Source organism: Granulicella sp. L60 (assembly GCF_009765825.1).
Classification (GTDB): domain Bacteria; phylum Acidobacteriota; class Terriglobia; order Terriglobales; family Acidobacteriaceae; genus Edaphobacter.
Genome location: NZ_LMUR01000018.1, coordinates 1,387,395 through 1,413,790 on the forward strand (window position 1 = coordinate 1,387,395; position 26,396 = coordinate 1,413,790).

Here is a 26,396-nt window from a genome sequence, read left to right on the forward strand (position 1 = left end):
GAACAGTTCGTACCTCCTGCGTATCCGACCGTTGATTGATCTGCCGGGTGCCCCACCCTTCGCGCTGCTGCGAAGGGTGGGATGTAGGATCTCAACCGGCGACGGCCGCGCTCCCGACTCCAAGGCCATTCCCAAAACAGGAAGCCAAAAGATAAATCCAGAAAACGTGTCACATCGTTCCTCACCCCAAACGACGACCGCCAAATCACCACGCCCACCACGCAAAACACCACGAACGTACCAGCAAATTACCACGTAAAAACAGCCATCTTCTCCAAAAAACCCAACAAATCACCACAAACTTGCCCGCCAAAAAAACCGCAACTTAACCCCAAAAGTTCGGCGGCCGAGTCCTTTACACCCTACTTATGCCAAAGACGCTAGTCTGATGTGCGCGTCGGTAGAGGATATAGAAGCCGACCGGCGGAGAGACCCATGTCGTTGTTCGATGTCCTCATAGGCAAGCCCCTGGCCACGACAGAGGAACGCGCTGAGCAGATCGGCCCAATTGCCGGCATCCCGGTATTCGGCCTCGATGCCTTGAGTTCTGCGGCATATGGTCCTGAGGCTGCGCTTACTCTGCTTATCCCTCTGGGTCTCGCAGGCATTCAGCACATTGTGCCGATCAGCTTTGCAATCATTGGGCTTTTGGTGATAGTGTTCTTCTCCTATCGACAGACAATCGATGCCTATCCTCATGGCGGTGGAAGCTATACCGTCGCGTCAGAGAATCTGGGAGAGACGGCAGGTCTGTTTGCAGCGGCCGCGCTGATGATCGACTACATCCTCAATGCCGCTGTAGGAATTTCCGCGAGCGTTGGAGCGGTCATCTCAGCCTTCCCTAGACTCCAGCCACACACACTGGCGCTTTGCCTAACGATTCTCGCGTTACTAACGCTCGTCAATATGAGGGGAGTAAAGGACACAGGCTCAGCTTTCCTGATTCCTACTTACCTTTTCCTAGGAACGCTGCTTATCGTGATTCTAGTAGGCGCATTTCGAACTTTAATGTCGGGAGGACATCCGATAGCGATTGTAGCGCCGCCAAAATTGCCAGCCACAGTCTCTTTCCTAAGCATATGGCTGCTGCTTAAGGTCTTTGCCAGTGGATGTACTGCGATGACGGGTGTCGAGGCGGTATCGAACGGTGTAATGGCTTTTCGCGAACCGACACAAAAGAATGCAAAGCGGACGCTCACCATCATCATCCTGCTTTTGATCGTCTTCCTCGCCGGGATAGCTCTTCTGTGCAGGGCCTACGGCATCGGTGCTACTGATCCGACGGGTGTCGGTTATCAAAGCGTACTGTCGCAACTCGTCTCTGCCATCATGGGCCGCGGATGGTTCTACTATCTCACCATCGCGTCGATCCTGTCGGTATTAGCACTATCCGCGAACACTTCTTACGCAGACTTCCCCCGCCTCACCCGTGCCATCGCCCAGCGAGATTATCTACCACACGTCTTTCAGATTCGCGGTAGGCGTCTGCTTTACTCCCACGGTATTTATGCTCTTGTCGGCTTCACCGCGTTCTTGCTGATCATATTTGGAGGCGTCACCGATCGGCTCATTCCACTGTTTGCCATTGGAGCGTTTCTTGCCTTCACACTCTCGCAGGTTGGCATGGTTGTGCATTGGAAGCGTCAAGGAGGAAAGGGCGCCCGCCAGCGGATGGTTGTCAACGGTGTGGGGGCGTTTGCCACCGGCATTACTCTCATCGTCGTGCTCGTCGCCAAATTTACGGAAGGCGCCTGGATTACCGCGATTCTCGTTCCTGCTCTAATGATCTCGATGGCCGCTGCGAAGCGTCATTATGATCGAGTCAATCGAGACGTAGCTGTGGATTGCCCAATGAGAATGGATAATCTCATTCAGCCTCTGGTGATCGTTCCCCTTCATCGCTGGACGCGCATTACGGAGAAAGGGCTTCGCTTTGCAATGAAGCTCAGTGACCAGGTTCAGGCTGTCCATGTTGATGCGGAAGAGTGTTGCGACGAAGTAAAAGAGTTATGGCAACGTAATGTTGCCGAACCGGTCTTTAAATCAGGCAAAGCCGTACCTGAGCTTGTTTTACTTCCGTCACCGTTTCGCTATGTGCTCGGTCCGCTCGTCGACTATATTCTGAAAGTCGAGCGTGAGCACCCCGAACGGCAGATAGCAGTTCTGGTCCCGGAGCTGGTCGTCAAACATTGGTGGCAGAATCTCTTGCATAATCAACGTGCTCAACTGCTCAAACTGATTCTCCTCGTTATGGGGAACCACCGTATTATCGTTATCAATATCCCATGGTATTTATAGCCGGAGTTAGGGTGAGAGTCTCAACCTCGCGAGATCCACGACCATTCCTTCGCTAATCGACCAAGAGGCGTTCATTACTGAATAAAGCTGCCTCTGGCTTCGAACCGCCGACAATTTTTCTCTCCGGAAGCTAGCCGTATAACAGCTGAGATTTCTGCGATCTCAAGACTTCAACCACTTCACTATAGTTTGTGATTCTAGACTTGGTGTAGGTTCTCAATATGTCGGTGAGCGGATAGCGCTCAGTGAGTACCTCATCGTCTTCTAGATCCATGAACACCGGTCTGGGGCATAGTCACTGCTCATGCTCTTTGTAACGGTTCCATTTCGCTGCCAAATCTGGCCGTCAGAAACAGTCTTGGCCAGATGATAGTTTATTGCTAGATATTCCCGAAACGGTCCTAGGTTGTCTTTTGCGAGAGCGGGCTTAGTTAGCGCGGGATAGAGAAATACATAGCGCGTACGGTGAGCTGTCATAGACAAAAGCAATGCATCAACTTGTTGTGGGCGGGTAAATTCGCTTGTCGTTACAAAGTCTAGAGGTCCTGGGCTCTCTAAAGATAGGGCGAAAGCTGCAGTTGGGTCGTTAAAAAAAGTCTCGCCGGGGTTGGTATGTTGAGCGAGCCACCATATTTTTTCACATTGCTTGTTGGTGATAAATGCTGCCCGTCCTGTTGGCAGGTTTATTATGTCGTGCTGATGCAGTTGTCGACTTATTGGGAGATACACGAGAGAGATTATCGCCGCAGCCCATAGAATGATTCGCATGTGCCGGTATAGGTCAGTAGATCGATCCAAAAACCAGATGCACAGAACCATAGCGGGCATGCTGACGGCACTTAGCCGAAGAAACGTAGGTGCACTCATAATCGAAATGAATAGCGCCATGCCCACAAAAGTAAGAAGAAGTATCCTTCTCCACTGTTGTTGCCCTATGCTTTCTTTATCTCGGCTTAGCCGAAATACGCATAACAAATAAATAAGTGGGACAATTGCATGAATAAATAAATAGGGGATGAGGGAAAAGAGATCGGCAACACTATGCGTCGGTGGCACCTGAAAAAAAGTTATAAGAGTGTTTCCTTCAACGTGGTGAAAAAACGCAACTGGAAAATAGATTGTCCAGTATGTCATTGTGCGTAAACCGACCAGATGAACATAATACCCGACAACAGGGGTTACTACTGTGGCAAAAGGCACGCACAGCAGAAGTAGCTCATGGAACAGATACGAGCTTCGCTTATCTTCACGGTTTGTCCACATGAGATAAAAGGCGAACGCAAGAAAGCTGAGTCCCCCGTGAGTCTGGGTAAACAGCGTGGCGATGCCGCACAAAACTCCCACAGCGAGTATCCTGATCTGACTCCTGCCGCCCAACAACAGACCTACAGCAATCATGACAAAGAGGGTGCTCCACCAATGGTGGGTGGCGTCAAGCGCGCTATTAAAATCGAATACAAGAAAGAGGAGTGCCGCCAATATTGCTGAAGACCCGCGGATAACTCTGCTGGAGATCCAGAGTACGATCCAACTAAGAAGAAGTCCCAGCACTAACAGTAGACCTTGCACCAACCACTGGTGAACCCCGAGGAGCCGGAAAATTCCGACATACAGCAGATCGGTTCCTGGGAAAATGAAGGTGAAGAAGTCGCGATAAGGTAGTTGTCCATGCAACATACGAAGAGCATGGAGGAAATAATGAGCTTCGTCGCCCAGGGTGATAAAAGGCGTAGCCGGTAGAAGAAATGTTCTCAAATAAAGGAACACTATCGAAGCAAAAGAAAATAATAGAATCCAGATTATACTGAGGCTTCTTGGCTGTGAATCGATCTTGAGACTCTTCATGGTGATCCGCCCGATTTTCTGTATCGGAAGTCCTATTAGTGTGCGCAGCGATTGAACGGCCTGATTGGACCTGTATCTATGCCAAGCATAGAGTTAGTCTCCGGCTGGCTGAAGGGCCAGGATTCAGCATGCGCCGCCGGAGAAGTCGTTTGATCAACGTATCGCGCTGAGCGGTGTGTTCGCGCATGATGAGACTATGTCGAATCCAGTCAGGCCATGTGCGGCCTCCTCGTCGCGGAAAGTTGTTGGAAAACACATCAGCGACCGATGTCAGCGGAGGCCCCCATGCTGCTCTGAACTACATCCTGCCAGTCGTATAAACGGCTATACCATTACTTATATGGAGATGAAAGCCCACGATGAACGGAATAGTATGCGCCGTGACAAGATTCAGCGCGATGCCAACGTCTCTACGATACGGTGATAATGCTGTCGTGCCTCGTTCTGCTCAGAGACGCTCGGACTCCTGTTGATGGAGCGTCGAACGTCTTGAAACACCGTGTAGAATTTGCTCTTGATATGGTCAATGAATGGGTATTTACCAGGAGGCGAGGGCTTTAGTCCCGTGCGACGAAGATAGTAGTTCACCTTGAAGAGATTTTCCCAAGCGTGTTCGTGGAACTGAAAGTTAATATTCAGACTCACAGAGACGTTGTTCCCGTTTTGCAGCCAATGAGGCGTGTTGACCGGACTATGTACACCGATCCCAGGACGCAGATGATAAACCAACGCGCGCGACTCGTATTGCGGCTTATAAACGGCTGAAAGATTATTGACCATCCAATAGTTTTCGAGCTCTTCATCAGGGAGTATGTCTTTGTCGGAGCGGTCAAAAAGGTGCATGTCCTTATCGCCCTGAATCTGTAGCAGCCACGAACACTCGCGATCAATGTGGTAGTCCGTAACGCGATTCGGTGAGGTGATGAAGAGAATGGCTTCGAACCATTTGATGTCTTCGAGGATCTTCTTCCCAGTAAGATTGAGAATGTCGCAAATGCAATTCTCGAAGACTTCGCGATATCCAGGTTCGCGTTCAATATGTTTAAGGATGATCCAGGTCTGGCCAGACTCGATCTGGTTGATTAGGTTGGCAATGTCGCCCTTTGCCCACTCACGAAGATCAGTCTTTCCGCTTATCGCCTTCCCCTGATCTACATGGATATCACCTTTGGAATGGTGCGGATTTTCGCGTGCCGCGACCTGCTGTGCCAGTTTGGCCAGAGCAGGTAGTTGAAAGAGAGGGTTGTCTGATAACGCATGCTGAACTTCATGCGGTAGACGATTGAAGTTACGCGAAAATATTTCCGGGTCACATTGAAGGGCAGGTTTTGATGCAGTTGGCATATGAAAGTCCTTTTTAAGGTAATCCCTAATTGCTGCCACAGATCTGACGGGCGACCGTTATCTTCAATCCTAATGATCTACCTCAGCTAAGCTGCTTGTCATTAATTAAGCATCGGGATCGTACGATTTGACAATTTCGTGACAAATAAAAGACAAGTTGCTTACTTATCAAATAAGCGCATCAATGGTCCGGATATTATTATCAACTCATTGCTAGTTTCGCTATCTGGCATGCGCAGGCGAGGGTTGCAGCCACATAGCTCGAATAATTCAGGAGATGGTCATGTCGACACAAAATGCTATTGCGGGCCCAACGTCGAAAACATCAATCTTCGAGTTCAGCAATCCACGCTTTCGCGAAGACTTTGATGAGAGGCCGTTCGAGTTCAAGCACAGCTTCACTTCCGATCATCCTTTATTTTCGCGCGAACGAATGCGTCGTCTTCTTAATAACTCAACTACAAAAAATAATGTTTACTACAATGCCGGAGATATTCGTGTTGATCAACGCTGGGATGCCGTCCCCGAACGAACCAAACCGGTGGAAGAGGTTTTTGACTCATTAGAAAATTCTGGAGCATGGATTGCACTACTCCGAGTCGATCAAGATCCTGAGTACAACGTACTGCTTGAAGACTCACTAGCGGAGATAAAGAAATTAAGCGGACGCGAGATCGACGATGACAAAAAGACGCAGGAGGCGGACATCTACATTACCTCGCCGGGCCGCGTCACAATGTATCACATCGACCCTATCTGTAACTTTCTCATGCAGGTCAGCGGTGAAAAACAGATTCACATCTTCGATCGTAACGACCGCGAGGTGCTGCCTGAAGAGGATCTCGAGCGCTATTGGACGTTGAAGGATTATGCAGCTACTTATCCACCGGAACTGGAACATCGCGCCGAGGTATTCACCCTGCGTCCGGGCACCGGTGTTCACATTCCACTTAATAATCCGCACTGGTTGAAGAACGGAAACGATATCTCCGTTTCTCTAAGCATCAACTACCAATATAAGGATAAGCGACGCAAAGACGTTTATCAGGCAAATTATTATCTCCGCAAAATGGGCATGAAACCAAGACCTATGGGTAGTTCGGAGCTCGTTGATCAGATGAAGGTTTCGGCAGTCGGTGTAAGTCGAGCGGTAAGTTCAAAACTAAGAGCGCTAAGGCCAAAAACGTAGGCATACAACAAATTGTGACTTCTTATGCGTAGCGCATTTTTTACGTACTCTCAAAGCCCAAAATGATTGCTCGTTGAAAGAGAGCTTCGATGCAGTCAATTGCACACATAGCCCCGAGCTCCTGGATGACTGAACATGGCCGCACATATATGGCTTTCAAAAAATGAAGGAAGCCGCCATGAACTCCTCGCATCCAAAGCCAAGGTTGAATAAAGTAACCGGCCTGATCAGCAGTCTAGTGAGGCCACATCGCTTTCCGCTGGTCGTAAGTCTTCTGCTAATAATCGTGGAGCGCTTCTGCAGCTTCGCTGTGCCCATCTCCTCTCGCTACCTGATCAATGATGTTATGTATCAGCACCAAGCAAAAGATCTTCCGATAATCATCGGTGCGGTCATTCTTGCTACTTCTCTTGGTGCCCTCATTACCTATGTTCTGGATCGATATCTTGCCGTGACCGGCCAGCGCCTTGTCACGGAACTGCGCACTCAGGTGCAGGAGCACGTTGGCCGACTACCTATCTCTTTTTATGATAAAAACCGCACTGGCGCACTAGTAGCCCGAATCATGACCGACGTCGAGAGTATGCGCAATCTCATCGGCGCGGGCCTTCTAGATTTTCTCGGAGGTATCTTTACCGCAGTCATCGCCCTTGGCATCCTCTTGCGCATCAGCCTTCTCATGACTGCCCTGACTGTCTGTATCATCCTCGCCCTCGGATGGTTCTTGAAGCACGCCTTCGGAATTACGCGACCTCTTTTTCGTGAGCGTTCACGCATCAATGCAGAGGTAACGGGTCGTCTTACCGAGTCGCTTGGGGGCATACGTGTGGTTAAGGGCTACCATGCTGAAGCGAGTGAAGCCCGCATTTTTTCTGAAGGCGCTCACCGGTTGCTTGAGAACATCACCCTATCGATCAACGCGCAGGCGTTCATGTCGCTTTGCAAGACTATGGTCCTCGGTGTTGTCGCCGCCCTCATTATGTATCTCGGCGCAAAGGAGGTTGGATCGAATCATCTGGACGTCGGCAGCTATGTGGAATTTACGATGCTACTAGCCTTTATGGTCGCACCCATAGTGATGTCGGTGAATATTGGTACCCAACTCACTGAAGCTTTCGCCGGGCTTGATCGCACTTTGGAAGTTCTTAAAGAAGCCGAAGAGGACAGTGAGCCCACACGAACGCATCTCATGGAATCCGTCATCGGCCACATTGCTTTTCGCGATGTCACCTTCTCATATCTTCCCGGCAAAACTGTACTTCACGGACTCACATTCGATTCTCCACCCGGTACCGTCACGGCCCTCGTCGGTTCTTCGGGATCCGGCAAATCGACGGTCATCTCGCTGATCTGCGGTTTCCACAATGCGAACGGCGGCCAGGTGTCCGTTGACAACGTCGACCTTAGCACGATTCGCCTCGGCCGGTTCCGCGAGCAGCTGGGCGTTGTGTTACAGGAAACCTTCCTTTTTGATGGCACCATTCGGGAGAACGTTCTCTTCAGCCGGCCAGGGGCCACTACGGCGCAACTTCTCGAAGCTTGTAGGATTGCACGCGTCGATGAGTTCGCCGAAAGCTTTCCCGACCAGTATGAAACCATTGTCGGGGAGAGAGGGGTCAAACTATCTGGCGGACAACGCCAACGTATCTCGATAGCCCGCGCCATCCTTGCCGATCCGCGCATCCTGATTCTCGACGAGGCTACCAGCTCACTCGATTCCGAGTCCGAAGCGCTGATCCAAAGCGGCCTCAAACATCTCATGCAGGGTCGGACAACTTTCGTAATTGCGCATCGCCTCTCGACCATTCGCAGGGCTGATCAAATTCTCGTCTTAGAGAAAGGCCGAATCGTCGAGCGGGGCACTCACGAGTCTCTCTATCGAGAAGAGGGACGTTACTACGATTTCTACACGCGACAGCATGGCGTGGAAGCCAATCTTTTTCTTGCTCCCGGCGAAGGCGACAAAATCATGTAGACAGGAAGAGGCTCTTTGGAAGCTTGCGATTACTATCGTTATATTTTTCCTATAGATAAGTCGCATTCCTTTTCACGCTTCACGTCTTCCATGAAACACTTTATCGAAAATTGATCATGACATTCTAATGACACACTGCAGACTGTCCAGTGACATATGTGCCAGAGCGTAGCGATAGATTTAGCACATTATGCAATGTTTCTCGAACTCAAAATATGTTAAGCCGCTGCGGCGAATCGGCACCGCCCTGTCGGTCTTTTGGATTTCGTTCTTTGTAGGTCCTTTAATTGCGCAAACTACTCCTCTAATCTCAGGAGGAGCAGGTTTTTTAACTTCTACAACTGCGGGCGCCACGACCTATCAGCCCATCGCTGTTCCTGTACTTGAAGCCCCGATTGGCCAGCACCTCCTTATCGAGTCGCGCGGCAACCTTGTAGAGACAGTTTCTCCTAGCGGCGGCGGCCAAGGGGGATATAACCACTCTCTTTTTCTGAGTCTTGCCTATCTACAAGCCGACTACATTGCCACGCCGCATCTAACTGTGGTGGGTGGTTACTTTCTCACACCCTTTGGAACCTACAACGAGCGTCTCACGCCGATCTGGATCGGCAATCTGGATGCTCCACTGATCTTCAGCATTGGTACTATGGTCAGCGGTGCCGGGACAGGCGGCATGCTTAGGGGAAACGCATTTTCGTCAGATAAGATCTCCCTCAGCTACGCAGCATACTTCTCGGCAGGCAGCACCAATAAGGAATTCACCTCGACCCGCTCGGCGGGTGGCCAGATGTATGCATACTTTCCGGAGAAGCGCTTGGAAGTCGGTGCATCCTACGGTCGCCTGCTCGACGGCAAACAGACTAACTCCGTTGGAGGGCACGTCTGGTGGGAGCCGGCAAAGGTTCCTTTGAAGGTCCGCTCGGAATATGCACATGGCGCACACTCACAGGGCTACTGGGTCGAAACCGACTACCGACTGTCACAGATCCACGGTGCCGAGAGCTTCTTCGGAAGGCTTGAGCCGATCTTCCGGATCCAGCAGACCTTCCGTGAAAGTGCGCCAGATCGAACAGACTTTCTGCCTTCTGCCAACACGCAGCGAACTGATTTCCAGCTCGCCTACCACCTGCCGCACGAGGTGAGAGTTAACGCCACCTATGCGAGGCAGTTCTCCTCAACCGGCAATTTCAACATATGGGAGACCAGCGTCGTATATCGCTTTCTCTTTCCAGCCTGGAAGGGCAAATGATGAAGCCACTTAAGATAATTTATTCAGCTCTGTTGTTGGCAGCGGCGCCGATGCTCTCCCAGACTGCAACCACTGTCCCTACGCAATCTAATTCAGCCACCGCTCAGGTGAAAAACAATATTGTCACCGCTCATGAGAGAGATGGGCAGCAAGTATTCGATCAGAATTGTTCACGCTGCCACAATACGCCTCAGGGATTCTCTCCGCGCATTGCAGGAACGGTTGCGCGGCACATGCGCGTCCGCGCCAATCTAAGCAAGGAAGACGAGCAGGCCATTCTGCGTTTTCTAAATCCATAGAATGCTAATCCGTTGTAGCTTCCAATGCACATAGAGCCAGGCTTCTTGTTCGTCATTTGCAGAAAGGATCGATGAGTGAAATCTAAATATCTGCTCCATCCGATTCAAACAGCGAAAGCGGCCAAAGCTCTATTCTCGATACGACTTGGCATGTGGAAGTTCGCAAATCATGGCAGGCGTCGTTTCAAAGACGACCCTCGCTATGATCTTCAAAACGTCACCGACGGATTTGCCGATCAAATTCATAGAGCTGACGATGATACAGAGCTGTTGGAGAGAATCTGTGCCGCCTACAGCAAAGCCGTCGAACAGCAACGGTCTGCGCCAAAGGCTTATATGGCAACCGACTGGTGGGAGCAGGTGTGTCGGCAAAGTCTAGGGCCTGTCACTCAAGCCTTGCTTACGCGAGATATCCCAGCCTTGCGGGCTATGTATCGGAATTTCTTTCGAAACTCCTGTTCGACAGGTCTGCTTGCGGCTCCGTTCGGCATGGCGAAGGCTTACTTTAGCGGAAACATCAAAGACTCCCATCGCCACTTCTACCTGAGCCACGTCTTATACCGCTATGACTATTGGAAAGAACAGACCGAAGCCCGTTTCCCCTTAGGCCATCTCTACGGCCCCGGAATTGGCAACCCCTTCGGTGTCCGTATCGACGGAACTCACATCCACGTCGGGGCGGAATACGCTCACTATTGCTCCCATAGAATTGACAGCGCACTCGCCGCTGGCCCAGCGACGGTCGCCGAGATCGGCGGAGGATATGGCAGCATGGCGTATTACCTACTTCGTGATCGCCCTGATCTTACCTATATCAGTTTTGATGTCCCTGAAAGCATCGCGCTCATCTCGTACTACTTATTGAGTTCCTTCCCAAATCTAAAATTTCTCCTCTACGGGGAAGAGGCACTAACTCGCGAGACTCTCGCTAAAGTAGACGTCGCACTCATGCCCGTCTTTGAATTGGCAAAGATGCCGGCGGGCAGTGTTGACGCAACATTCAGCTCTCATTCAATGTCCGATCTTTCTACGGATGCTCTCGGAGAGTACCTTAAGAACATTGATCGAATGACCAAGGATGACTTCCTCTGCATCGGCAAGAAACAAGCAAGCGAATCAATCTCAGATCTCATCGCCAAGAAGCATAGCTCCTTTCAGCTTGTGGAGACTCGCACGTCCGGCTGGCACAGTCATAAGATCTCTGGCGCAGGCGTAGGCGGAGCAGCCGGTCTCGCGGCCTCAACGATGTTTGAGCAATGCTTCCGGCGACAACGGTCTCATGTCCCTCCACAAGAATTGGTTCAGGAAAGTAAGAGAAGGGCTCACGCATGAACTTCGTGAAGTTCGTCTGAAGGAGACGTTACATTGTGGACTTCGAATAGAGTGCGTGAGACGATCAAAAAAATTGTATTCGGGGAGACCTTTGTTCCACAGGAGTTCACCTTGGGGCTTCCTGATCCCCAGACAGAGATCAGCGTATGGCTGCAAGGCGCAGGTGCGCCCATGGATATAACTCAACGCCACTCTATGGTATGTGCCGCTCCACTCACTATCTGTGTGGGATTCGACTCCGAAGATTTGCCAAATGAAAATGACCTGTTGCGGATGAAGCTAAGGCTTAACCGTCGGGACGGAGAGAAGCAGATACTAGGTGAGGTAGGACTCAAGCCAAGGTCCGTAATCTGCAGAGATAAGATGAGTTTTGTGCTCTTCGAACCCCGCAGCTCTAAGAATTTCTGCCTTTCCAAAGCGCAACTGTGGACTCACTACCTGCTTCACGCATATCGGCAACGACGCCGCGATAACACAAATGGAATTAGAATGACCTTCCTTGAAAGGCGAGCGACGATGGTGATGTTTATACGTCCTCACCCAATTGTGTTAGTCAGTGTCGGCAGCAACGATAACGGAAATATATTCCCGATGAATTTATTCGGTGACCTGGGTGAAGGATATTTCGGCTTTGCTCTGAGGACAGAGAGAGTTGCTGGAGAGTTAGTAGAGAACGCCGGGCATATCGCTATGAGCACTATGCCCCTGTCGCAGGGATCCATCGCATATCAACTTGCGAATAATCACACGAAGCAATCGATTGACTGGAGTCAGCTTCCTTTTTCCTTAAAACCTTCACCCGAACGTAGCATTCCAGTTCCCGATTTTGCTGTGCGGGTAAGAGAGCTGGTTATTGAGGAAGTCTCCGAAATTGGAAGTCACCGTTTCTTTCTAGCGAAAATAGCTCGAGACGAAGTGCTGTCGGAGGCTTCAGTGTTCAGTTCGATCCATGGGTTTTATCAATCATGGCGACTTAGGCAAATCCAAGAACGTAAGAAAGAGTTAGAGATGTCACTCGCGGTTGACGCATTGAGCAAACGCGGACGATATCGATCAGAGAAAACTAAAGATATCATCCAATAGTCGCGGCTTATGGAGCGATCGAAGTTTGCGCAAGGTGCTGAATCGAAGAACTGGGATGATTGAATACATGCTAAAGCCATTTCGTGAAATATACGCAAAGCATTTGGATCTGGGCTCCCTCAATGAGGAGATGAATGCACATGGCTACTTGTTTCTTAAGGGATTGATACCTGCTAAGGACGTAAGGCGCCTACTAGATGAGATTGTAGAAATTCTGCATGTCGCGGAGTGGTTCATCAAGGATAGTGACCCCGCTTCTCGCGTTGTCAATATAAGCTCAGCATGTGGTGATCCTGATCCTGCATTCAAAAGTGTCTATGAAAAGGTGTTTAATCTGGAATCATTCCATGCTTTTACACATCAAGCTATTTTGCGCCAGGTAATGCATCAGCTCGTAGGATCGAACTTACTGATTCACCCAAAACCAGTTGGAAGATTAATATTTCCGAACTGCGAACGTCTGATTGTTCATGCGCATCAGGACCACAGGGCGATTTCGGGAGATTCCGAAAGCTATACGGTTTGGATGCCGCTACACGACTGCCCGCCGGAGCTAGGCCCGTTGCAAATCTTAGAGGCGTCTCATCGTTATGGTCTTCAGAGCGTTGATCCAGAGACAGGAATTATCCCGAAGGAGTCAGCGCAGGGTGCTGACTGGGTAGCGGGCCACCTAAACGCAGGCGACGTGCTGATCTTTCACAGTCTAACGGTGCACGCAGCCTCTGCGAACGTCTCCAACCAACTTCGCATATCGATGGATTGCAGATTTCAGAGCGCGGAACGGCCAATCGATCCAGCGAATCTTGTGTTTCCGGGATCTTCCAAACAGAAGAGTTGGGAGAAGACATACAGCAACTGGCACTCTGAAAGTTTGAAGTATTTTTGGACGAAGATGCCACTGAAGTTGAATCCTTCTAGAGCCGAGCTTGCAGAGCTTGCACAAACGTCGTCCTCTGAAAAGATGCGATCAAGATATGCGGCAATCCTGAGTCAGCTCGAATCGCAGCAGCTATCCCACACCCAAAATCCAACATAATCCTGGAAACCCCACTCACACAGCCTCATATCTAAAAAAGTTATCTCAACGCAGACCGCGCAGTCCCGCAGAGTTGATACTTCACGGAAAGCAGATACTGATGAGCCATAGAGACTGCGGTTGCACCATCTCCCGCCGCTGCCGCGCATCTTTTCGTAGAGTTATGGCGGACATCCCCGGCAGCAAATAGGCCTGGAATGCTTGACTCCATGAAGAGTGGTGCTCGACCATCTTGCCACATCTCCGCTGACAGGCTCGACCGGTCGAGATCCGGCCCCGTCAGAATGTAGCCCGCAGGGTCACAATGCAGCACTCCAGGTTTTGCCCATTCGAGGCGAGGCCTGCCTCCGATACAAACGAAGACGCTATGTGTCTCGATGGACGCACTCTCGCCGGAAGTCTCATTGCGATACGTAACTCTCTCCAGCACATCATCCCCTTCGAGCGCGGTGAGTGTGGTCCTCGTCAGGACCGTAATCGACGAGGTGTCTTCAATGCGCTCCAGCAGGTACGTCGAAAGTGTGTTCTTCAAGCTCTCCCCCCGGACGAGCATTGTCACCTTTGTCTGCCGCGCGAAGTTCAACGCAGCCTGGCCAGCAGAGTTCCCACCGCCCACAATCACGACACGCCCCTTGCAGATCTCAGCTTCGCTGGAGCCGGCACCGTAGTAGAGACCTCGATTCAGAAAATCACCCTCTCGTTCAAGCCCAAGTCGTGTGTACTCCACGCCAGTGGCGCAGATAGTGGCCTTCGAAGCGATCCGCTCGCCGCTGGCGAACCAGCTTAACTGCCAGCCATCCTGACGCTCTCCTGCTACTCCCTCGAGGCCTACGATGATCTCTGCTCCCATTCGTATCGCTTGTCGGCGCGCCCTGCTTGCGAGTTCCCATCCGCTGATTCCATCCGGAAATCCCATGTAGTTCTCAATCTTCGAGGTGCTACCAGCCTGCCCTCCGACCGCGGTCTTCTCGACAACGATCGTGCGCAGCCCTTCAGAGGCCCCATAGAGTGCGGCACTCAGACCTGCTGGTCCCGCACCAAAGATCGCCAGATCATAGCACTCGTACTTTGGTCCTTTGAACCACTCCAGAGCCATCGCGAGCTCGCGCAGACTGGGACAATAGAGCTTCGAACTCTGGCTAAGGACGCAGAGAGGAAGTCGAGGGTCTGCTAGGCCTGAAACTCCTGCCAGCCTCTGCGCCTCGTCATCCGTATTCAGTTCGACCCAGTCATAGTCGGAGCAGTTACGAGTCAAAAAGTCGCGTACTTCGTAACCCGCGGCCGAATTCGTGCGCCCATAGATGATTATCCTGCCGTTCAACGTCTTTTCTTCTCTCTGGAACCTGGATCATCCAAATCCGAATCATTCATTGATCTCCTCCTTCGATTCATCTTTGATCCAGGAGCAAGGCGAAAAGCGTCGGCAAATTTCCTTGCGCTCCGTCTTCATTGCTCCGATCACCGGCAACTCGATTACGCCAGAAGCGCGACGATGAATCTATTGGACGAACGTATCGACCAATACCAAGGTGCAGGTTGGACACATGAGTGTGAGTGCCCTATTCATGCAGTCTCACCGCATGAGCGGGTATTTGAGCAAAGCTCGACCCTTCCCGGAAGATCTCGACAAATCGCCGATTCTTATTCCTGGCCGGTCGTTCAACTGCATTCATGACTAACTGATGTGAGACTTTGCCCCGTAGTCCAGGCCTTTGACTGCAAGTTGTGTCTCGCGAATCATCAGCACACTACCGCAGACCAGCGCGATGACCGCGGATGCCCCGCACACGACGCCAACTCCAGCTGCTATCTGGAACGCCGATGGCCAACCGTAGGTCACTACGATGGAACCGGCGATCGAGATGAGAGCCGAACTGGCGAACAATCCGAGACCCAGGTAAAAGCAGCGAAGCGCTCGTAACAGCAGTTGAGCGCGCGTATGTAAATCGGCGAGTTCGGCAGCCGAGCCCTCATGATCCCTGGCACCCGCCAACTGCGCAGTTACGGCGTGAGCACGATCGGCTACGCGCGCGAGGCGATTGTTTGTGCCCAGCGCCAAAACCGACGATGCGTTGGTGAGCACTGCCGGCGCTGCCACGAAGGTAAGGACCGAAAACGGATCGGCTGCAATCATCGTGCCCCCAGCATAGGCGATTTTGCTGCATCGCGCACTCAAATTGGAGGGAAGCGTAGCCGCCGAATGCCTCGCCTAAGATTTGACTGAGCTGAAATGGTCGGGTCGACCATTTCAGCACTCTTTCGCAGCATCCTCAAAACGGATCGCTCGATTAAGCTCCCTCAGCAATCCGAAAGTCCCTCTTCACGCCCGACCCAAGCGCATCCAGAGCCTTCTTATAGTCCGCGCTCTCATACGCATCCAGCGCATCTGCGTAGCTGCCGAACTCCACCACCACCGTCATCTGCTTCAGCCCGGCTTCAAGAGCTGTAACCTCACTCCTCGGCGACACCAGAACACGCGCCCGAAACGGTGCCAGCGCCACTCCAGCCAACGCGCCATAGTTCTTCATCGTCGCCTCGTCAGCAACCGTATGGTACGCAACTACCCAATAACCCTTCTTCATATCGTCCTCTCCAATCCCATTGCAACTTGGATGCGATCAACGAGAGTATGACTCATCCTCCCGCGCGTCCTCTCCGAATCTGATCTTCCCATCTAACTTCAGGAGCGCCGACATCCTTCACCTATACGCAGATCACTTCGATGTGTTTGCTTCGGAAGAGCTCAATGAGTTCAAGTTCAATGCCGTCGTCGGTGATGATGGTATGAAGCTGCGACGGTTCACACACTTTATTGGTGCTGATCATGCCCAGCTTGCTTGAATCCGCGACCGCGACGACCTGGCGAGCATGCCGGCACATCTCTCCTAGGATCAGCGCCTCGTCCGACTCGATCACCGTCAGACCGTGTTCCGGATGAACGCCGGTCGCTCCCATAAAAACCTTGTCGAAGTAGAGATTCTGAATTGCATGGAAGGCGGTCGCTCCTACCATGGAGAACGATCCCGGCCAGCGAATCGTCCCTCCCGTAAGTGTGACCTTGGCGTTAGGCTGACTCGAAAGCTCCATGCCGATATTGACCGCGTTGGTGACGATGTGGATGCCCTCGCGGTGGCGAAGGCTGCGTGCCACCTGGGTCGTCGTCGTGCCGGGCGAGAGTGCGATGGTATCGCCCTCAGAGACCATCGCGGCAGCGGCCATCGCGATGCGGCGCTTTTCATCTGCGAAGCGCTCCTCCCGGAGAGGAAAGGCAGCATCGAAGCGGAACGGTTCGTAGGTCAGCTTCCCGGCCAACTCGACCCCGCCATGGGTGCGGTGCACCAGGCCTCTCTGCTCAAGCTTGATCAGATCCCGGCGGACGCTCGCAGGCGAGGAGTTGAGCGTGGCAACAAGGTCTTCAACGCTGCTGGACCCCTTTTGCAGAAGGAGATGGAGGATCTGTTTGGCGCGATCATTTGTCTTTCCAGCCACTTGAAGGTCCTTTCGAAGATCGACTCCGGGAGATGCCTCAGGATATCGTAAGGTAAAATAAATCAGTTATTTGAGTATTTTTGCACTAATTCTTCACTATAAGTGAATATTTTATTGACATTTGTGTATCAGACTTTCTATCCTCAGCGCCAAGTCGTTTTTTCACGAGATTTTCGAATTAAAGGGTGTCAACAGAGATCGGCCTTCCATCTTCAGCCCTTTTTCTGTGTCGTTGCCGCAGCCTATTTAGCCAGATGTACGAAGTGAGGATTTGAATGAGAAACAAGCTGTTTCGTTATTTCGCCGGATGTGTGTTCATCGCCTCCGTTTGCGCACCGGTAGTGCTGGCCCAGACAGTTACCGGTTCCATTACGGGAGAGGTAACCGACCCGACCGGCGCCGTCGTTCCCAAGGCGCAGGTAACCGCCGAAAACGTAGACACCGGCGTGAAGACCCAGGTGACGACCAATGGCGATGGCGTCTATAGCATCCGCTTCCTGCCCATCGGGCACTATAAGGTCGTGGTCGAAGCCAACGGATTCGCCTCCGAGAGCGTTTCGACGTTTATGCTCGAGATCAACCAGACCGTAAAGCTGAACGAGAAACTGTCTATCGGCGCTTCTACCAGCGTTGAAGTCGAAGGCGGCGTCGCGCCGATTCTCAACACTACCGACGGCACCCTCGGCATCACGGTATCGACCAACGAGATTGCGAACCTTCCGTTGAACGGCCGCAACTTCTCGTCGATCACCCTCTTCCAGCCCGGTGCAGTTAACACGGACCCCACCGGCATGACCACCGGTGCCAACGCCCTCGAGCGCAACACAACCAGCAACGGCATTGCTTCCATCAATGGAAACCGCAACCAGGGCAACAACTATACCCTTGACGGCGTCGACCTAAACGAAGGCCAGAATAACCTCATCGGCTACAACCCAGCGCCTGACGCTATCGGTGAGCTTAAGGTGATCTCTGCGAACGCGCCCGCAACCTACGGCAACGTCAACGGTGGGTCGGTAGTCACGGTGCTGAAGAGCGGCACAAATAAATTTCATGGCAGCGCGTACGGCTACCTCCAAAACGACAAGCTCGATGCAAACAGTTGGTCCAATAAACATCAGAATCCGATCATTCCGACGAACCCCTATACCCAGTCGATGTTTGGCGGCACGATTGGCGGACCAATTCTCCACGATAAGCTCTTTTTCTTCGCTGACTATGAGGGTGTCCGCTTCCACACGGGAGGCCTTGGCATGGCATCGGTGATCCCGGCTGCGTTCCGAAAGGGTGACTTCTCTTCACTTGGCTTTCAGCTGTACAACACCAATCAGCTTGACTCCACGGGCAAAAACTTCCAGCCCTTTGTCAATAATCAGGTTCCCATCAACAACCCAGTCGCGCAGTATCTCTTCGCCCACCCCGAGCTGTACCCTCTGCCCAATGCGACCCCAACACCAGGAGATCCCGCGCTCAATAACTTTCAGGGGCCAACGCGAAACTTCAAAGTCAACAATCAGGGTGACTTCAAGGTAGAGTGGAACCCGCGCTCCGCTGATAAGATCACTGCGTTTTACTCACAGTCGGATGCCTCGGATGGAAGCGTTGCCGTCCTGGCGATCAGCTTTCCATCACAGAACTCGTTCCCCACCAAGCTCGGTGGCGCAACATGGGTTCACACCTTCTCCTCTTCCATCGTGAATGAAGCGCGAGTTGGCTTCACGCGCGTGCGTTGGGACGACAACGTTCCCTCAGATCCTACCGGCGCCTTCGGCCTAAGCGGAGACTCGCTGGTCGGCATTCCGTTTGGACCACAGGCATACGTTGGCTTTACGCAACAGACCATCAACAACAACATCTCCTCCTTCGGCACAAATGCAGCAACGCAAATTCTGCGTGACAACACCTTCAGCTATGGAGACAACCTCACGATTCAACGCGGCAAGCACCTCATCAGCGCCGGCGTACAGGCGGTCCGTTACCAGCAGAACTACATCAATTCAGCCGGCAACTCCTCCGGCTTCGGTGCTCTCGGAAACTTCAACTACTCCGGACAGTTCACCGCCAATCCACTGGTAAGCAATGCACCCGGATATGGCGCAGCCGACTTCGTCTTCAACCAGATCTTTGAAGCGACCATCAACACACCGCAAGGTTTTGATGGCAACCGCCAGTGGCGTGCCGCAGGATTCGTTCAGGACGACTGGAAGGTATCTCCCGCCCTTACGCTCAATCTTGGCCTGCGATACGAGTACGACCAGCCGTGGTACGAGGTGAACAACAAGACCGCTAACGTCAACCTGGATACAGGAACAGTGATCTATGCAGGGTCCGTACCTGCAGGCGCTGCTCCCGGAGCAACGACCTGCGGAAATCGCTCCTGCTATCAGCCCACCTATACGCAATTTATGCCGCGCTTCGGTTTTGCGTATCAGGTACAGCCGCGATTTGTTATCCGCGGCGGCTACGGCGCGACCAGCTTCTTCGAAGGAAACTCCTTCAATCAGAGACTGACCTACAACCCACCCTTTGTGCAGTTCCAGGACAACAAAGGCAACACGCCATCCGCAGCAGCAGACGGCACTCCGATCAGCGGCCAGTTCTCGACCGTGGCCACAGCCCTGAGCACCTCCAGCACTCCGGTTGGTTACGGAGCCTGGCCGCAAAACATCAAGCCAGCTTATATCCAGGAGTTCAACCTCACCACGGAGTATCAGCTAACCAATCTCACCTCGCTCACGGTCGGATATGTCGGCGAGACGGGACAGCATCTGATCGACTACCGCAACGGAAATCAGCTGACATCGGCCGGCGCTGTAGCTCCCTTTGTCAACCTTGTTGGACAAGGTGGCGCACTGCTGGTCACGGAATCCGATGCAATGATGAACTACAACGCCGCGCAACTCACACTTCGCCAGCGTGCGAATCACGGCTTTGAGTACACCGTCAACTACACCTACGGTCGTGCCATGACCAACAGCTCAGGCAACTTCGGCACACCCAATATCAATGGATCCAATGGTGCGTTTGAGAACGGCTACAACGGCCATGCAGACTACGGCCCAGCAGGACAGGATGTACGGAATAACCTGTCAGCAGTTGGTGTCTACGCTCTGCCCTTTGGACGCGGCAAACAGTATGGCTCTCACGTGAACCGCTTCGTCGATGAGGCAATCGGCGGATGGTCCATCGCGGGTTCACTGATCGCATACTCCGGCTTTCCAGTCACTCTCTCTGGACCGGACAACAGCAACACCAACACCTACGGCGGAGCTCGTCCCAACGCATACCGCAAGTTCAAAATCGTCGACCGGAGCATCGCGAACTGGTGGGGAACCGATCCTTCGGTCACTCCTTGCACCGGTGCGGATAACGGCGTCTGTGCCTACGGAGTAGCTGCTCCGAATACCTTCGGAACCGCGAGCATCGGCAGCGAGCGGGCACCGGGATTCACTCAAGTTGACGCTTCAACGTTCAAGGACTTTCATATCACCGAAGGTCAGCTCATTGGCTTCCGGGCCGACGCCTTCAACCTCTTCAACATCGCAAACTACGGCAATCCCGACAGCAATATTCAGGATTCAACCTTCGGTCAGATCAACAATGTTCGTGGTCAGGAAAGAAGAATCCAGCTCGCGCTGCATTACAACTTCTAGCCATCATGCAAAATGCATCCTCTAAAAAAGAGATGCTTTATAACAAGCTGTCTTTGCAGGTTTCTTGTCAGCGCCGGCTCAGAGTTTTGAGCCGGCGCTGATCTTTCGAGGAATTAGTTTTTAGATAAGGAAGCCCAGCAATGGTCATTCCTATAGGAATATCTCTCATGAATAAGATTGTGTTCGAGCTCTGCGCTGAAACTCTGGACGCCTGCCTTGCTGCAAAAGCGGGAGGTGCGCATCGTATCGAGCTCTGTACCGCGCTGAACGAAGACGGGCTGACACCGAGTAGTAGCCTGATCCATGAAGCCGTTCAAAAGAGCGGCCTGCCGGTCCATGTACTGCTGCGTCCTCGCGGCGGAGACTTCAACTACACCGATGCCGAAATGGATGCGATGCGCAAGGATCTGAACCAAGCCCGCTCACTTGGCGTAAGTGGGGTCGTACTCGGATTCCTGCACCCCGATAGAACCGTGGATATAGAACGAACCCGCGAGTTAGTTGAGATGGCAGGTCCGATCGAGGTGACCTTCAATCGCGCGTTCGACCACACCGCGTCGCTGGAGAAGGCGCTCGAAGACGTGATCGCGACGGGATGCCGACGCGTGCTGACCTCAGGTGGGGAACGAGACGTAGTTCTGGGCGCGGAGTCACTGGCGCGTCTGTTGAAACAAGCTGGCAGTAGGATCGATGTTGCAGTAGGAGGCGGCCTGCGGTTGAGCAATGCTGAGGCGGTAGCGCGGACGACTGGAGCGAGACACTTTCACGGCTCTGTACGTCGGCGCGTAAAAATTCTCAAGGACTCTAAAGGAGCCGATATGCCGGAGGGCGGAGACTCCTCCGCAGAGACTCGTTTTATCGTTGAGAGTAGCGATGTGCGTCAAATGATCGAGAGTCTCCGCAATGCAAGTACGTATACCGCCTAGGAAGAGCACATATCGACGATGAAATATTTTATTGGCCTGGATGTCGGCGGGACGAAGACATCTTGCGTATTGGCGGACGAGCATCGTGTATTGAGCCGCTCCCAGACAGGCAGTTCGAAGGTCCTACGCGAAGGTAAGGCAGAGGCTGCGGTCCATCTGAAGCAGGCGTTGGATGCCGTCTCTAGGGAGAGTGGAGTCGCGCTCTCTAACGTGGCGGCTACCTGCATCGGTACCTCGGGCATCGCCATACAGGAGGTAGTGGATTGGCTCCGCCAGCACACCACGATGTGGGTTGGCGGCAGCCTGACGGTGCTGGGCGACGAAGTCATTACGCTCGATGCGGCCTTTCCCGAAGACGCAGGCATCATCGTCATCGCAGGGACTGGATCGAATGTCATCGGCCGCGGGCGTGACGGCAAAACAACCGGCGCAGGTGGATGGGGACCTGCTCTCGCTGACGAAGGATCCGGAAATTTACTCGGACAACAGGCACTCAAAGCGATGTTCGCAGCGATCAACATAGGCGAAGAACCTCTTTTGCTGTCGCGTGTACTTCACAAACTTGGCCTGCAGACGAGAGACGAGCTCGTGGCCGTCGCCAATGCATACGGCTTCTCGTTTGCACAGCTCATGCCAACAGTTGTAGAGGCCGCTCACGACGGAGACCAAGTAGCGCAGGCGACGCTGCAACGAGGAGGTGAAGAACTCGCCGGCCTCGTGCTTCACGTGATCCGCAAACTATCCGCTGCAGAGCCGGGAATCGAAGATGGACTAAAGATCACCGGAACGGGGTCTATCTGGGAACACGTTCCGGAAGTATCGGAAGCTATGCGTCGAACCCTTATACGAGCTTATCCGCGACTTCAATTCCTGCCGGGTGCAGTGGACCCACTCGAAGGTGCCTTGTGGCATGCAAGACGACTTGCAGGGGTAGCAAAGACAACTTAGTAGACAAAAAAGAAGGCGCTCAGATTATTCAGCGCCTTCATTCTTTTGCCTATGCTCAAGCCGCTCTACTTCCTCTCTGGCAAAACGCTCCAGATATCCTTATCTTCTTCCCCAAGAACCCATGCGCAGATACCTTGCAGATGCTCTTCCTTAGCCAGGTTGTAACGATCTGCGAACCCTCGCTTCTCGGTATAAAAGATCCACTCACGCATCTGATCGTGATAGAAGAAGAAATAAGCAGCGTGATCCTGCGCATCCCACTGCTCTTGCGCGTTATACGTGTCGCGAAGCGACTGCGAGTCGATGGCGCTGATGTAATCAGCGGTGACGTTGGGTCTCTGCTCCTTGTCATTCGCCCCGGGATCGCCGGTGTACCAGTGATAGCCATAGAGTGCGATGCCCAGTGACAGCTTCTCTTTGGGCACAACCTTAAGCGCGTAATCCAGATTTTCGTTCATCCAGATCCAACCGCCAACCGGGCCCGGCGTAGTCCAGTGCGTATGTTGGTCGTATGTCATTAAGCAGATCAAATCGACAGACTCGCTCAACGCCTTGAGATCGAAGACGCCACGCCAGTCGGAGAAGATCCACTTACTGAACGCGGTATGACCAGGGTGGCCGGGCGCGTTGGGAACCACCGCAATCTGCAACTGGAGATGTTCCTGATGCATAGCATCCGCAATGCGCTTCACGGTAGCGGAGAGAGCATCGCGGTCCGTCCATGAAATATCTTCAAGGTCCAGCTGAAAGCCGTCGTAACCGTTCCGCTTGCACTCCGAGATCAGCGAGCCGATCATCGCCGTCTGCGCCTTATCGCTCGTGAGCAGGGCGTGTGCGCCAGTCTTGTCGAACATAGCGACGATAGGAAACAGTTCGATGTGGCGCTGCTTCACCACCCGCATGACGGTGGCGTCGGGCTCGCCGGAGACCATTCCATTCGCATCTACGTTGTACCAGGTGGGAACAATGATATCGATCTTGGTCTGGTGCTCCATGAAGTCGCGAACAGAGTCAGAGTGATCCGTCATGTAAAAAAGAGTCTTCGTCTGAGCAAAGACACATGGAGCAGCAAACAAAAGACAGAACAAAAGTTTCTTCATCGAAGCCTCATATTTCGGCGAGTCACCATTGGCGACGCTCTTCGCGAACGCACACAATATCAGTTCAGGAAAGAGTGTGACTAATTAAAAGTCAGGAAAGAAAGGCTTCCAGTGCTCGCAGGATGACCCATCATGTTTCAAAGTCATCCTGCGTATCTTTCCCGAAATCTCACGCACCTTCAAGCACCAACGATGGCGGCATATCTTCAGGCTTGGAGCCAAACTCAAGATTTGGTTTCGGCCCCATCTCAAAGACAATGCGCGCGCCGTTGACGATATCCCGATGATTGAACCAGGAACGCGTGTACGGTTTGCCATTGAAGCTGACGGACTGAATATATTGATCAGACGCCGACTTGCGATGCGCCACAATCTCCAACTGCCTACCTCTGCCGAGTTGGAGGCTGACGCGATCGAAGAGCGGAGTCCCGAAGATATAGTTTCCGCTGACCGGGTCAACCGAATAAAAGCCCATCGAACTCATGATGTACCACGCCGACATCTGCCCGACATCTTCATTGCCCTGCAGCCCATCCGGAAGCGCTGCGTACATCGTCTCCATCAACATCCGCACCCGAGCCTGCGTCTTATGCGGTTGGCCGGCGTACACATACAAATAAGCGATGTGATGTGACGGCTCGTTGCCATGCGCATACTGACCTACCAATCCAGCAATATCCGGCGGTGCATTCGCTGGCAAAGTCGAAGGTTGATTGAACAACTCATCAAGCTTGATCAAAAAATCTTTCTGCCCACCCAGTATCTCGATGAGCCCCGCCGCATCATGCTGAATTGCAAACGTCGCCTGCCACGAGTTCGACTCCGTAAAGTCGCGCCAGTTCTTCGATACTCCAAGATCGATCGGATTGAACGGCGTAGCCCACTCCCCGTTAGCCAGCTTCGGTCGAGCGAAGTTGATAGAACGGTCATAGTAGTTGCGATAGTTACGCGACCGTGCGACCAGCATCTTCGCATCGTCCGCGTGGCCAAGCTTCTTCGCAACATGTGCAATCGACCAGTCGTCATAGCAGTACTCAAACGTCTTGCTGACCGACTCCTCTTCCTTATCCGAAGGAATGTAGCCAAGCGACCGATAGTATCCCAGCCCGCGGATGTCATCGACCATCGCCCGCTTCATCATCACCTTGTAAGCGCGCTCGTAGTCCACCCCAGCGACGCCTTTGTTACACGCTTCAGCGATGACGGCGGCCGAGTGATAACCCGTCATCGTGCCCGTCTCACAACCCTGTAGCGGCCACACAGGCATGCCATCCGGACTCTGTTCGGCCATGCGGATCAGGGTGTTCGCGAAGTCCGGCACACGTTCGGCAGACATCAGCGTATACATCGGGTGCGCAGCCCGATAGGTATCCCACAGCGAGAACGCAGTGTAGTTGCGCTGCCCCTTGTCCAACTGGTGAATCTGCTTGTCCATGCCCCGATAGCGTCCATCGACATCGTCAAACAGCGATGGACCAACGGAGGCATGATAGAGCGCAGCGTAAAAAATCTTTCGATGCGTCTCGTTCTCTGTCGTGATGCTGATACGAGAGAGCTGCTGATTCCACTTCTCCCGCGCACTACGGCGAACTCCCTCAAAGTCCCATGCAGGAATCTCGACCTTAAGATTGTTCCCTGCAGACTCTGCACTCACCCCCGAGATACCGGTCTTCACCAAAATGACCGGATTGTGTGCAAGATCAAAGAACAGCACGCACTTCAACGACTTTCCTGTGAGCGGCTGCGTCCCCGCCGGAACCTCCACACCCTCTTGATAGAAGACGATGCGGCTGGGCTGTTGAGAAAACTTCATCGTGAAGTAGATCTGCCGTCCGTCGCCCCACGCCTTGGTCGTCCGCCCTCCAGCCAGAGTATCCGGCGCGAGCTGTTGCAGCGAAGCGGTCACCACAGCAGACTTGCCGTTATACGCGTAGCTATGTTCCAGATCGACGATGATGTGGCCGGTCTTCGGTGCATCCTGTCCAGTTGCAAAGCTGTACCGATGCAGCCCGGCGCGTTCCGTGGCAGTCAGCTCCGCTCGAATGCCGTAGTCCTTCAGCAGCACCGAATAAAATCCAGGCTCCGCATGTTCATCGTCGTGGCTGAAGCGCGATCGATAACCCGCATCGGGATTGCTGCGCGGGCCCGGCACAATCTTCGACTCGCCGGTGCCAGGCATCACAAGAAAGTCGAGCAGGTCGCCGCAGCCCGTACCGCTAAGATGCGTATGGCTAAAGCCCATAATCGAGGTGTCGGAGATGTGATAACCCGAACACCAGTCCCACTCATCGTTGTACGTATCAGGACTCAGTTGCACCGCGCCAAACGGCAGCGTCGCACCCGGAAAAGTATGCCCATGTCCGCCTGTGCCTATCTTGATATCGACGAGCGAGGCAGGATCGTTTGCTGTATCGTTCGCTCTGGATCCGTGGACGATCCTGCTGAGTGCGCTGGCTTCAGTCGCTCCAACTGCGCATACAGCGGAGACACTACCGAGGAAGGTTCTTCTTGAAATCACTTGCACTCCATCGAATCGAAAGTTCCTGGCACATAAAGGAAGGCGGAGGATCGGACTCAGACGCATCCGAAGACAACGCAGTATATCTATTATTGACGTACGATGAACAGAA

The 26,396-nt window shown here is 52.8% G+C and carries 19 protein-coding genes; 11 read left to right on the forward strand and 8 right to left on the reverse strand.

Annotated elements, in window-relative coordinates:
- The first annotated feature begins 435 nt into the window (after window positions 1-435).
- Window positions 436-2,298: an APC family permease gene (locus GSQ82_RS16150; RefSeq protein WP_158793218.1), complete on the forward strand. Its 1,863-nt coding sequence runs from the start codon at window positions 436-438 to the stop codon at window positions 2,296-2,298.
- Between the two features lie 264 nt (window positions 2,299-2,562).
- On the opposite strand, the gene GSQ82_RS16155 is transcribed toward GSQ82_RS16150, so the two are convergent.
- Both GSQ82_RS16155 and GSQ82_RS16160 read right to left on the reverse strand, forming a co-directional pair.
- A complete protein-coding gene (locus GSQ82_RS16155; protein ID WP_158793219.1) occupies window positions 2,563-4,143 on the reverse strand; it encodes a hypothetical protein in 1,581 nt (526 codons plus the stop codon).
- Window positions 4,144-4,533: 390 nt separating this feature from the next.
- A complete protein-coding gene (locus GSQ82_RS16160; protein ID WP_158793220.1) occupies window positions 4,534-5,487 on the reverse strand; it encodes a transcriptional regulator in 954 nt (317 codons plus the stop codon).
- 283 nt (window positions 5,488-5,770) lie between these two features.
- Between GSQ82_RS16160 and GSQ82_RS16165 the strand changes: the two genes are divergently transcribed.
- The 7 genes from GSQ82_RS16165 (at window position 5,771) to GSQ82_RS16195 (ending at window position 13,650) form a co-directional block, all read left to right on the forward strand.
- Complete coding sequence (locus tag GSQ82_RS16165; protein ID WP_158793221.1) at window positions 5,771-6,676, forward strand: cupin-like domain-containing protein; 906 nt, start codon at window positions 5,771-5,773, stop codon at window positions 6,674-6,676.
- A gap of 178 nt (window positions 6,677-6,854) precedes the next feature.
- Entirely contained in the window at window positions 6,855-8,651 is a 1,797-nt protein-coding gene (locus tag GSQ82_RS16170) for an ABC transporter ATP-binding protein (protein WP_254061683.1), read from the forward strand.
- 190 nt (window positions 8,652-8,841) lie between these two features.
- A complete protein-coding gene (locus tag GSQ82_RS16175) occupies window positions 8,842-9,900 on the forward strand; it encodes a hypothetical protein (RefSeq protein WP_254061684.1) in 1,059 nt (352 codons plus the stop codon).
- The gene (locus GSQ82_RS16180) at window positions 9,897-10,199 is read left to right on the forward strand and encodes a cytochrome c (protein WP_158793223.1); all 303 of its coding nucleotides are present in this window, start codon (window positions 9,897-9,899) and stop codon (window positions 10,197-10,199) included. The genes GSQ82_RS16175 and GSQ82_RS16180 overlap by 4 nt, the downstream gene beginning before the upstream one ends.
- Window positions 10,200-10,274: 75 nt before the next feature.
- Complete coding sequence (locus tag GSQ82_RS16185) at window positions 10,275-11,531, forward strand: putative sugar O-methyltransferase (RefSeq protein WP_158793224.1); 1,257 nt, start codon at window positions 10,275-10,277, stop codon at window positions 11,529-11,531.
- 51 nt (window positions 11,532-11,582) lie between these two features.
- Complete coding sequence (locus tag GSQ82_RS16190) at window positions 11,583-12,614, forward strand: hypothetical protein (protein WP_158793225.1); 1,032 nt, start codon at window positions 11,583-11,585, stop codon at window positions 12,612-12,614.
- 55 nt (window positions 12,615-12,669) lie between these two features.
- The gene (locus GSQ82_RS16195; protein WP_158793226.1) at window positions 12,670-13,650 is read left to right on the forward strand and encodes a phytanoyl-CoA dioxygenase family protein; all 981 of its coding nucleotides are present in this window, start codon (window positions 12,670-12,672) and stop codon (window positions 13,648-13,650) included.
- A gap of 40 nt (window positions 13,651-13,690) precedes the next feature.
- Here GSQ82_RS16195 and GSQ82_RS16200 read toward each other — a convergent pair whose 3' ends face one another.
- The 4 genes from GSQ82_RS16200 to GSQ82_RS16215 all read right to left on the reverse strand — a co-directional run bounded on the left by GSQ82_RS16200 (window position 13,691) and on the right by GSQ82_RS16215 (window position 17,139).
- Window positions 13,691-14,971: an NAD(P)/FAD-dependent oxidoreductase gene (locus GSQ82_RS16200; protein WP_158793227.1), complete on the reverse strand. Its 1,281-nt coding sequence runs from the start codon at window positions 14,969-14,971 to the stop codon at window positions 13,691-13,693.
- A 354-nt stretch (window positions 14,972-15,325) separates the two neighbouring features.
- On the reverse strand, window positions 15,326-15,784 hold the full coding sequence (locus tag GSQ82_RS16205) for a DUF2721 domain-containing protein (RefSeq protein ID WP_158793228.1): 459 nt from the start codon (window positions 15,782-15,784) through the stop codon (window positions 15,326-15,328).
- Window positions 15,785-15,938: 154 nt separating this feature from the next.
- Window positions 15,939-16,232 (reverse strand): DUF1330 domain-containing protein, encoded by a 294-nt coding sequence (locus tag GSQ82_RS16210; RefSeq protein ID WP_158793229.1) that lies wholly within the window; start codon window positions 16,230-16,232, stop codon window positions 15,939-15,941.
- A gap of 121 nt (window positions 16,233-16,353) precedes the next feature.
- Window positions 16,354-17,139, reverse strand: a complete 786-nt coding sequence (locus tag GSQ82_RS16215; RefSeq protein WP_158793230.1) for a DeoR/GlpR family DNA-binding transcription regulator — start codon at window positions 17,137-17,139, stop codon at window positions 16,354-16,356.
- Between the two features lie 275 nt (window positions 17,140-17,414).
- Here GSQ82_RS16215 and GSQ82_RS16220 point away from each other — a divergent pair, with 275 nt between their 5' ends.
- From GSQ82_RS16220 to GSQ82_RS16230, 3 genes are all read left to right on the forward strand, one after another.
- Window positions 17,415-20,792, forward strand: coding sequence for a TonB-dependent receptor (locus GSQ82_RS16220; protein WP_158793231.1), 3,378 nt, complete (start codon window positions 17,415-17,417; stop codon window positions 20,790-20,792).
- A 167-nt stretch (window positions 20,793-20,959) separates the two neighbouring features.
- Window positions 20,960-21,718, forward strand: a complete 759-nt coding sequence (locus tag GSQ82_RS16225) for a copper homeostasis protein CutC (protein WP_158793232.1) — start codon at window positions 20,960-20,962, stop codon at window positions 21,716-21,718.
- 18 nt (window positions 21,719-21,736) lie between these two features.
- Window positions 21,737-22,666, forward strand: coding sequence for an N-acetylglucosamine kinase (locus GSQ82_RS16230; protein WP_158793233.1), 930 nt, complete (start codon window positions 21,737-21,739; stop codon window positions 22,664-22,666).
- A gap of 65 nt (window positions 22,667-22,731) precedes the next feature.
- Here the strand turns inward: GSQ82_RS16230 and GSQ82_RS16235 are convergent, their stop codons facing one another.
- Together GSQ82_RS16235 and GSQ82_RS16240 are read right to left on the reverse strand one after the other, a co-directional pair.
- On the reverse strand, window positions 22,732-23,766 hold the full coding sequence (locus tag GSQ82_RS16235) for a glycosyl hydrolase family 18 protein (protein WP_158793234.1): 1,035 nt from the start codon (window positions 23,764-23,766) through the stop codon (window positions 22,732-22,734).
- 169 nt (window positions 23,767-23,935) lie between these two features.
- A complete protein-coding gene (locus tag GSQ82_RS16240) occupies window positions 23,936-26,284 on the reverse strand; it encodes a GH92 family glycosyl hydrolase (protein WP_158793235.1) in 2,349 nt (782 codons plus the stop codon).
- Between the last annotated feature and the right edge of the window lie 112 nt (window positions 26,285-26,396).

What these genes read in the sequence shown, in the direction of transcription:
- GSQ82_RS16150 (WP_158793218.1), top strand. Translation starts at nt 436, where the DNA reads ATGTCGTTGTTCGATGTCCTCATAGGCAAGCCCCTGGCCACGACAGAG.
- GSQ82_RS16155 (WP_158793219.1), bottom strand. Translation starts at nt 4,143, where the DNA reads ATGAAGAGTCTCAAGATCGATTCACAGCCAAGAAGCCTCAGTATAATC.
- GSQ82_RS16160 (WP_158793220.1), bottom strand. Translation starts at nt 5,487, where the DNA reads ATGCCAACTGCATCAAAACCTGCCCTTCAATGTGACCCGGAAATATTT.
- GSQ82_RS16165 (WP_158793221.1), top strand. Translation starts at nt 5,771, where the DNA reads ATGTCGACACAAAATGCTATTGCGGGCCCAACGTCGAAAACATCAATC.
- GSQ82_RS16170 (WP_254061683.1), top strand. Translation starts at nt 6,855, where the DNA reads ATGAACTCCTCGCATCCAAAGCCAAGGTTGAATAAAGTAACCGGCCTG.
- GSQ82_RS16175 (WP_254061684.1), top strand. Translation starts at nt 8,842, where the DNA reads ATGCAATGTTTCTCGAACTCAAAATATGTTAAGCCGCTGCGGCGAATC.
- GSQ82_RS16180 (WP_158793223.1), top strand. Translation starts at nt 9,897, where the DNA reads ATGATGAAGCCACTTAAGATAATTTATTCAGCTCTGTTGTTGGCAGCG.
- GSQ82_RS16195 (WP_158793226.1), top strand. Translation starts at nt 12,670, where the DNA reads ATGATTGAATACATGCTAAAGCCATTTCGTGAAATATACGCAAAGCAT.
- GSQ82_RS16205 (WP_158793228.1), bottom strand. Translation starts at nt 15,784, where the DNA reads ATGATTGCAGCCGATCCGTTTTCGGTCCTTACCTTCGTGGCAGCGCCG.
- GSQ82_RS16210 (WP_158793229.1), bottom strand. Translation starts at nt 16,232, where the DNA reads ATGAAGAAGGGTTATTGGGTAGTTGCGTACCATACGGTTGCTGACGAG.
- GSQ82_RS16220 (WP_158793231.1), top strand. Translation starts at nt 17,415, where the DNA reads ATGAGAAACAAGCTGTTTCGTTATTTCGCCGGATGTGTGTTCATCGCC.
- GSQ82_RS16225 (WP_158793232.1), top strand. Translation starts at nt 20,960, where the DNA reads ATGAATAAGATTGTGTTCGAGCTCTGCGCTGAAACTCTGGACGCCTGC.
- GSQ82_RS16230 (WP_158793233.1), top strand. Translation starts at nt 21,737, where the DNA reads ATGAAATATTTTATTGGCCTGGATGTCGGCGGGACGAAGACATCTTGC.
- GSQ82_RS16235 (WP_158793234.1), bottom strand. Translation starts at nt 23,766, where the DNA reads ATGAAGAAACTTTTGTTCTGTCTTTTGTTTGCTGCTCCATGTGTCTTT.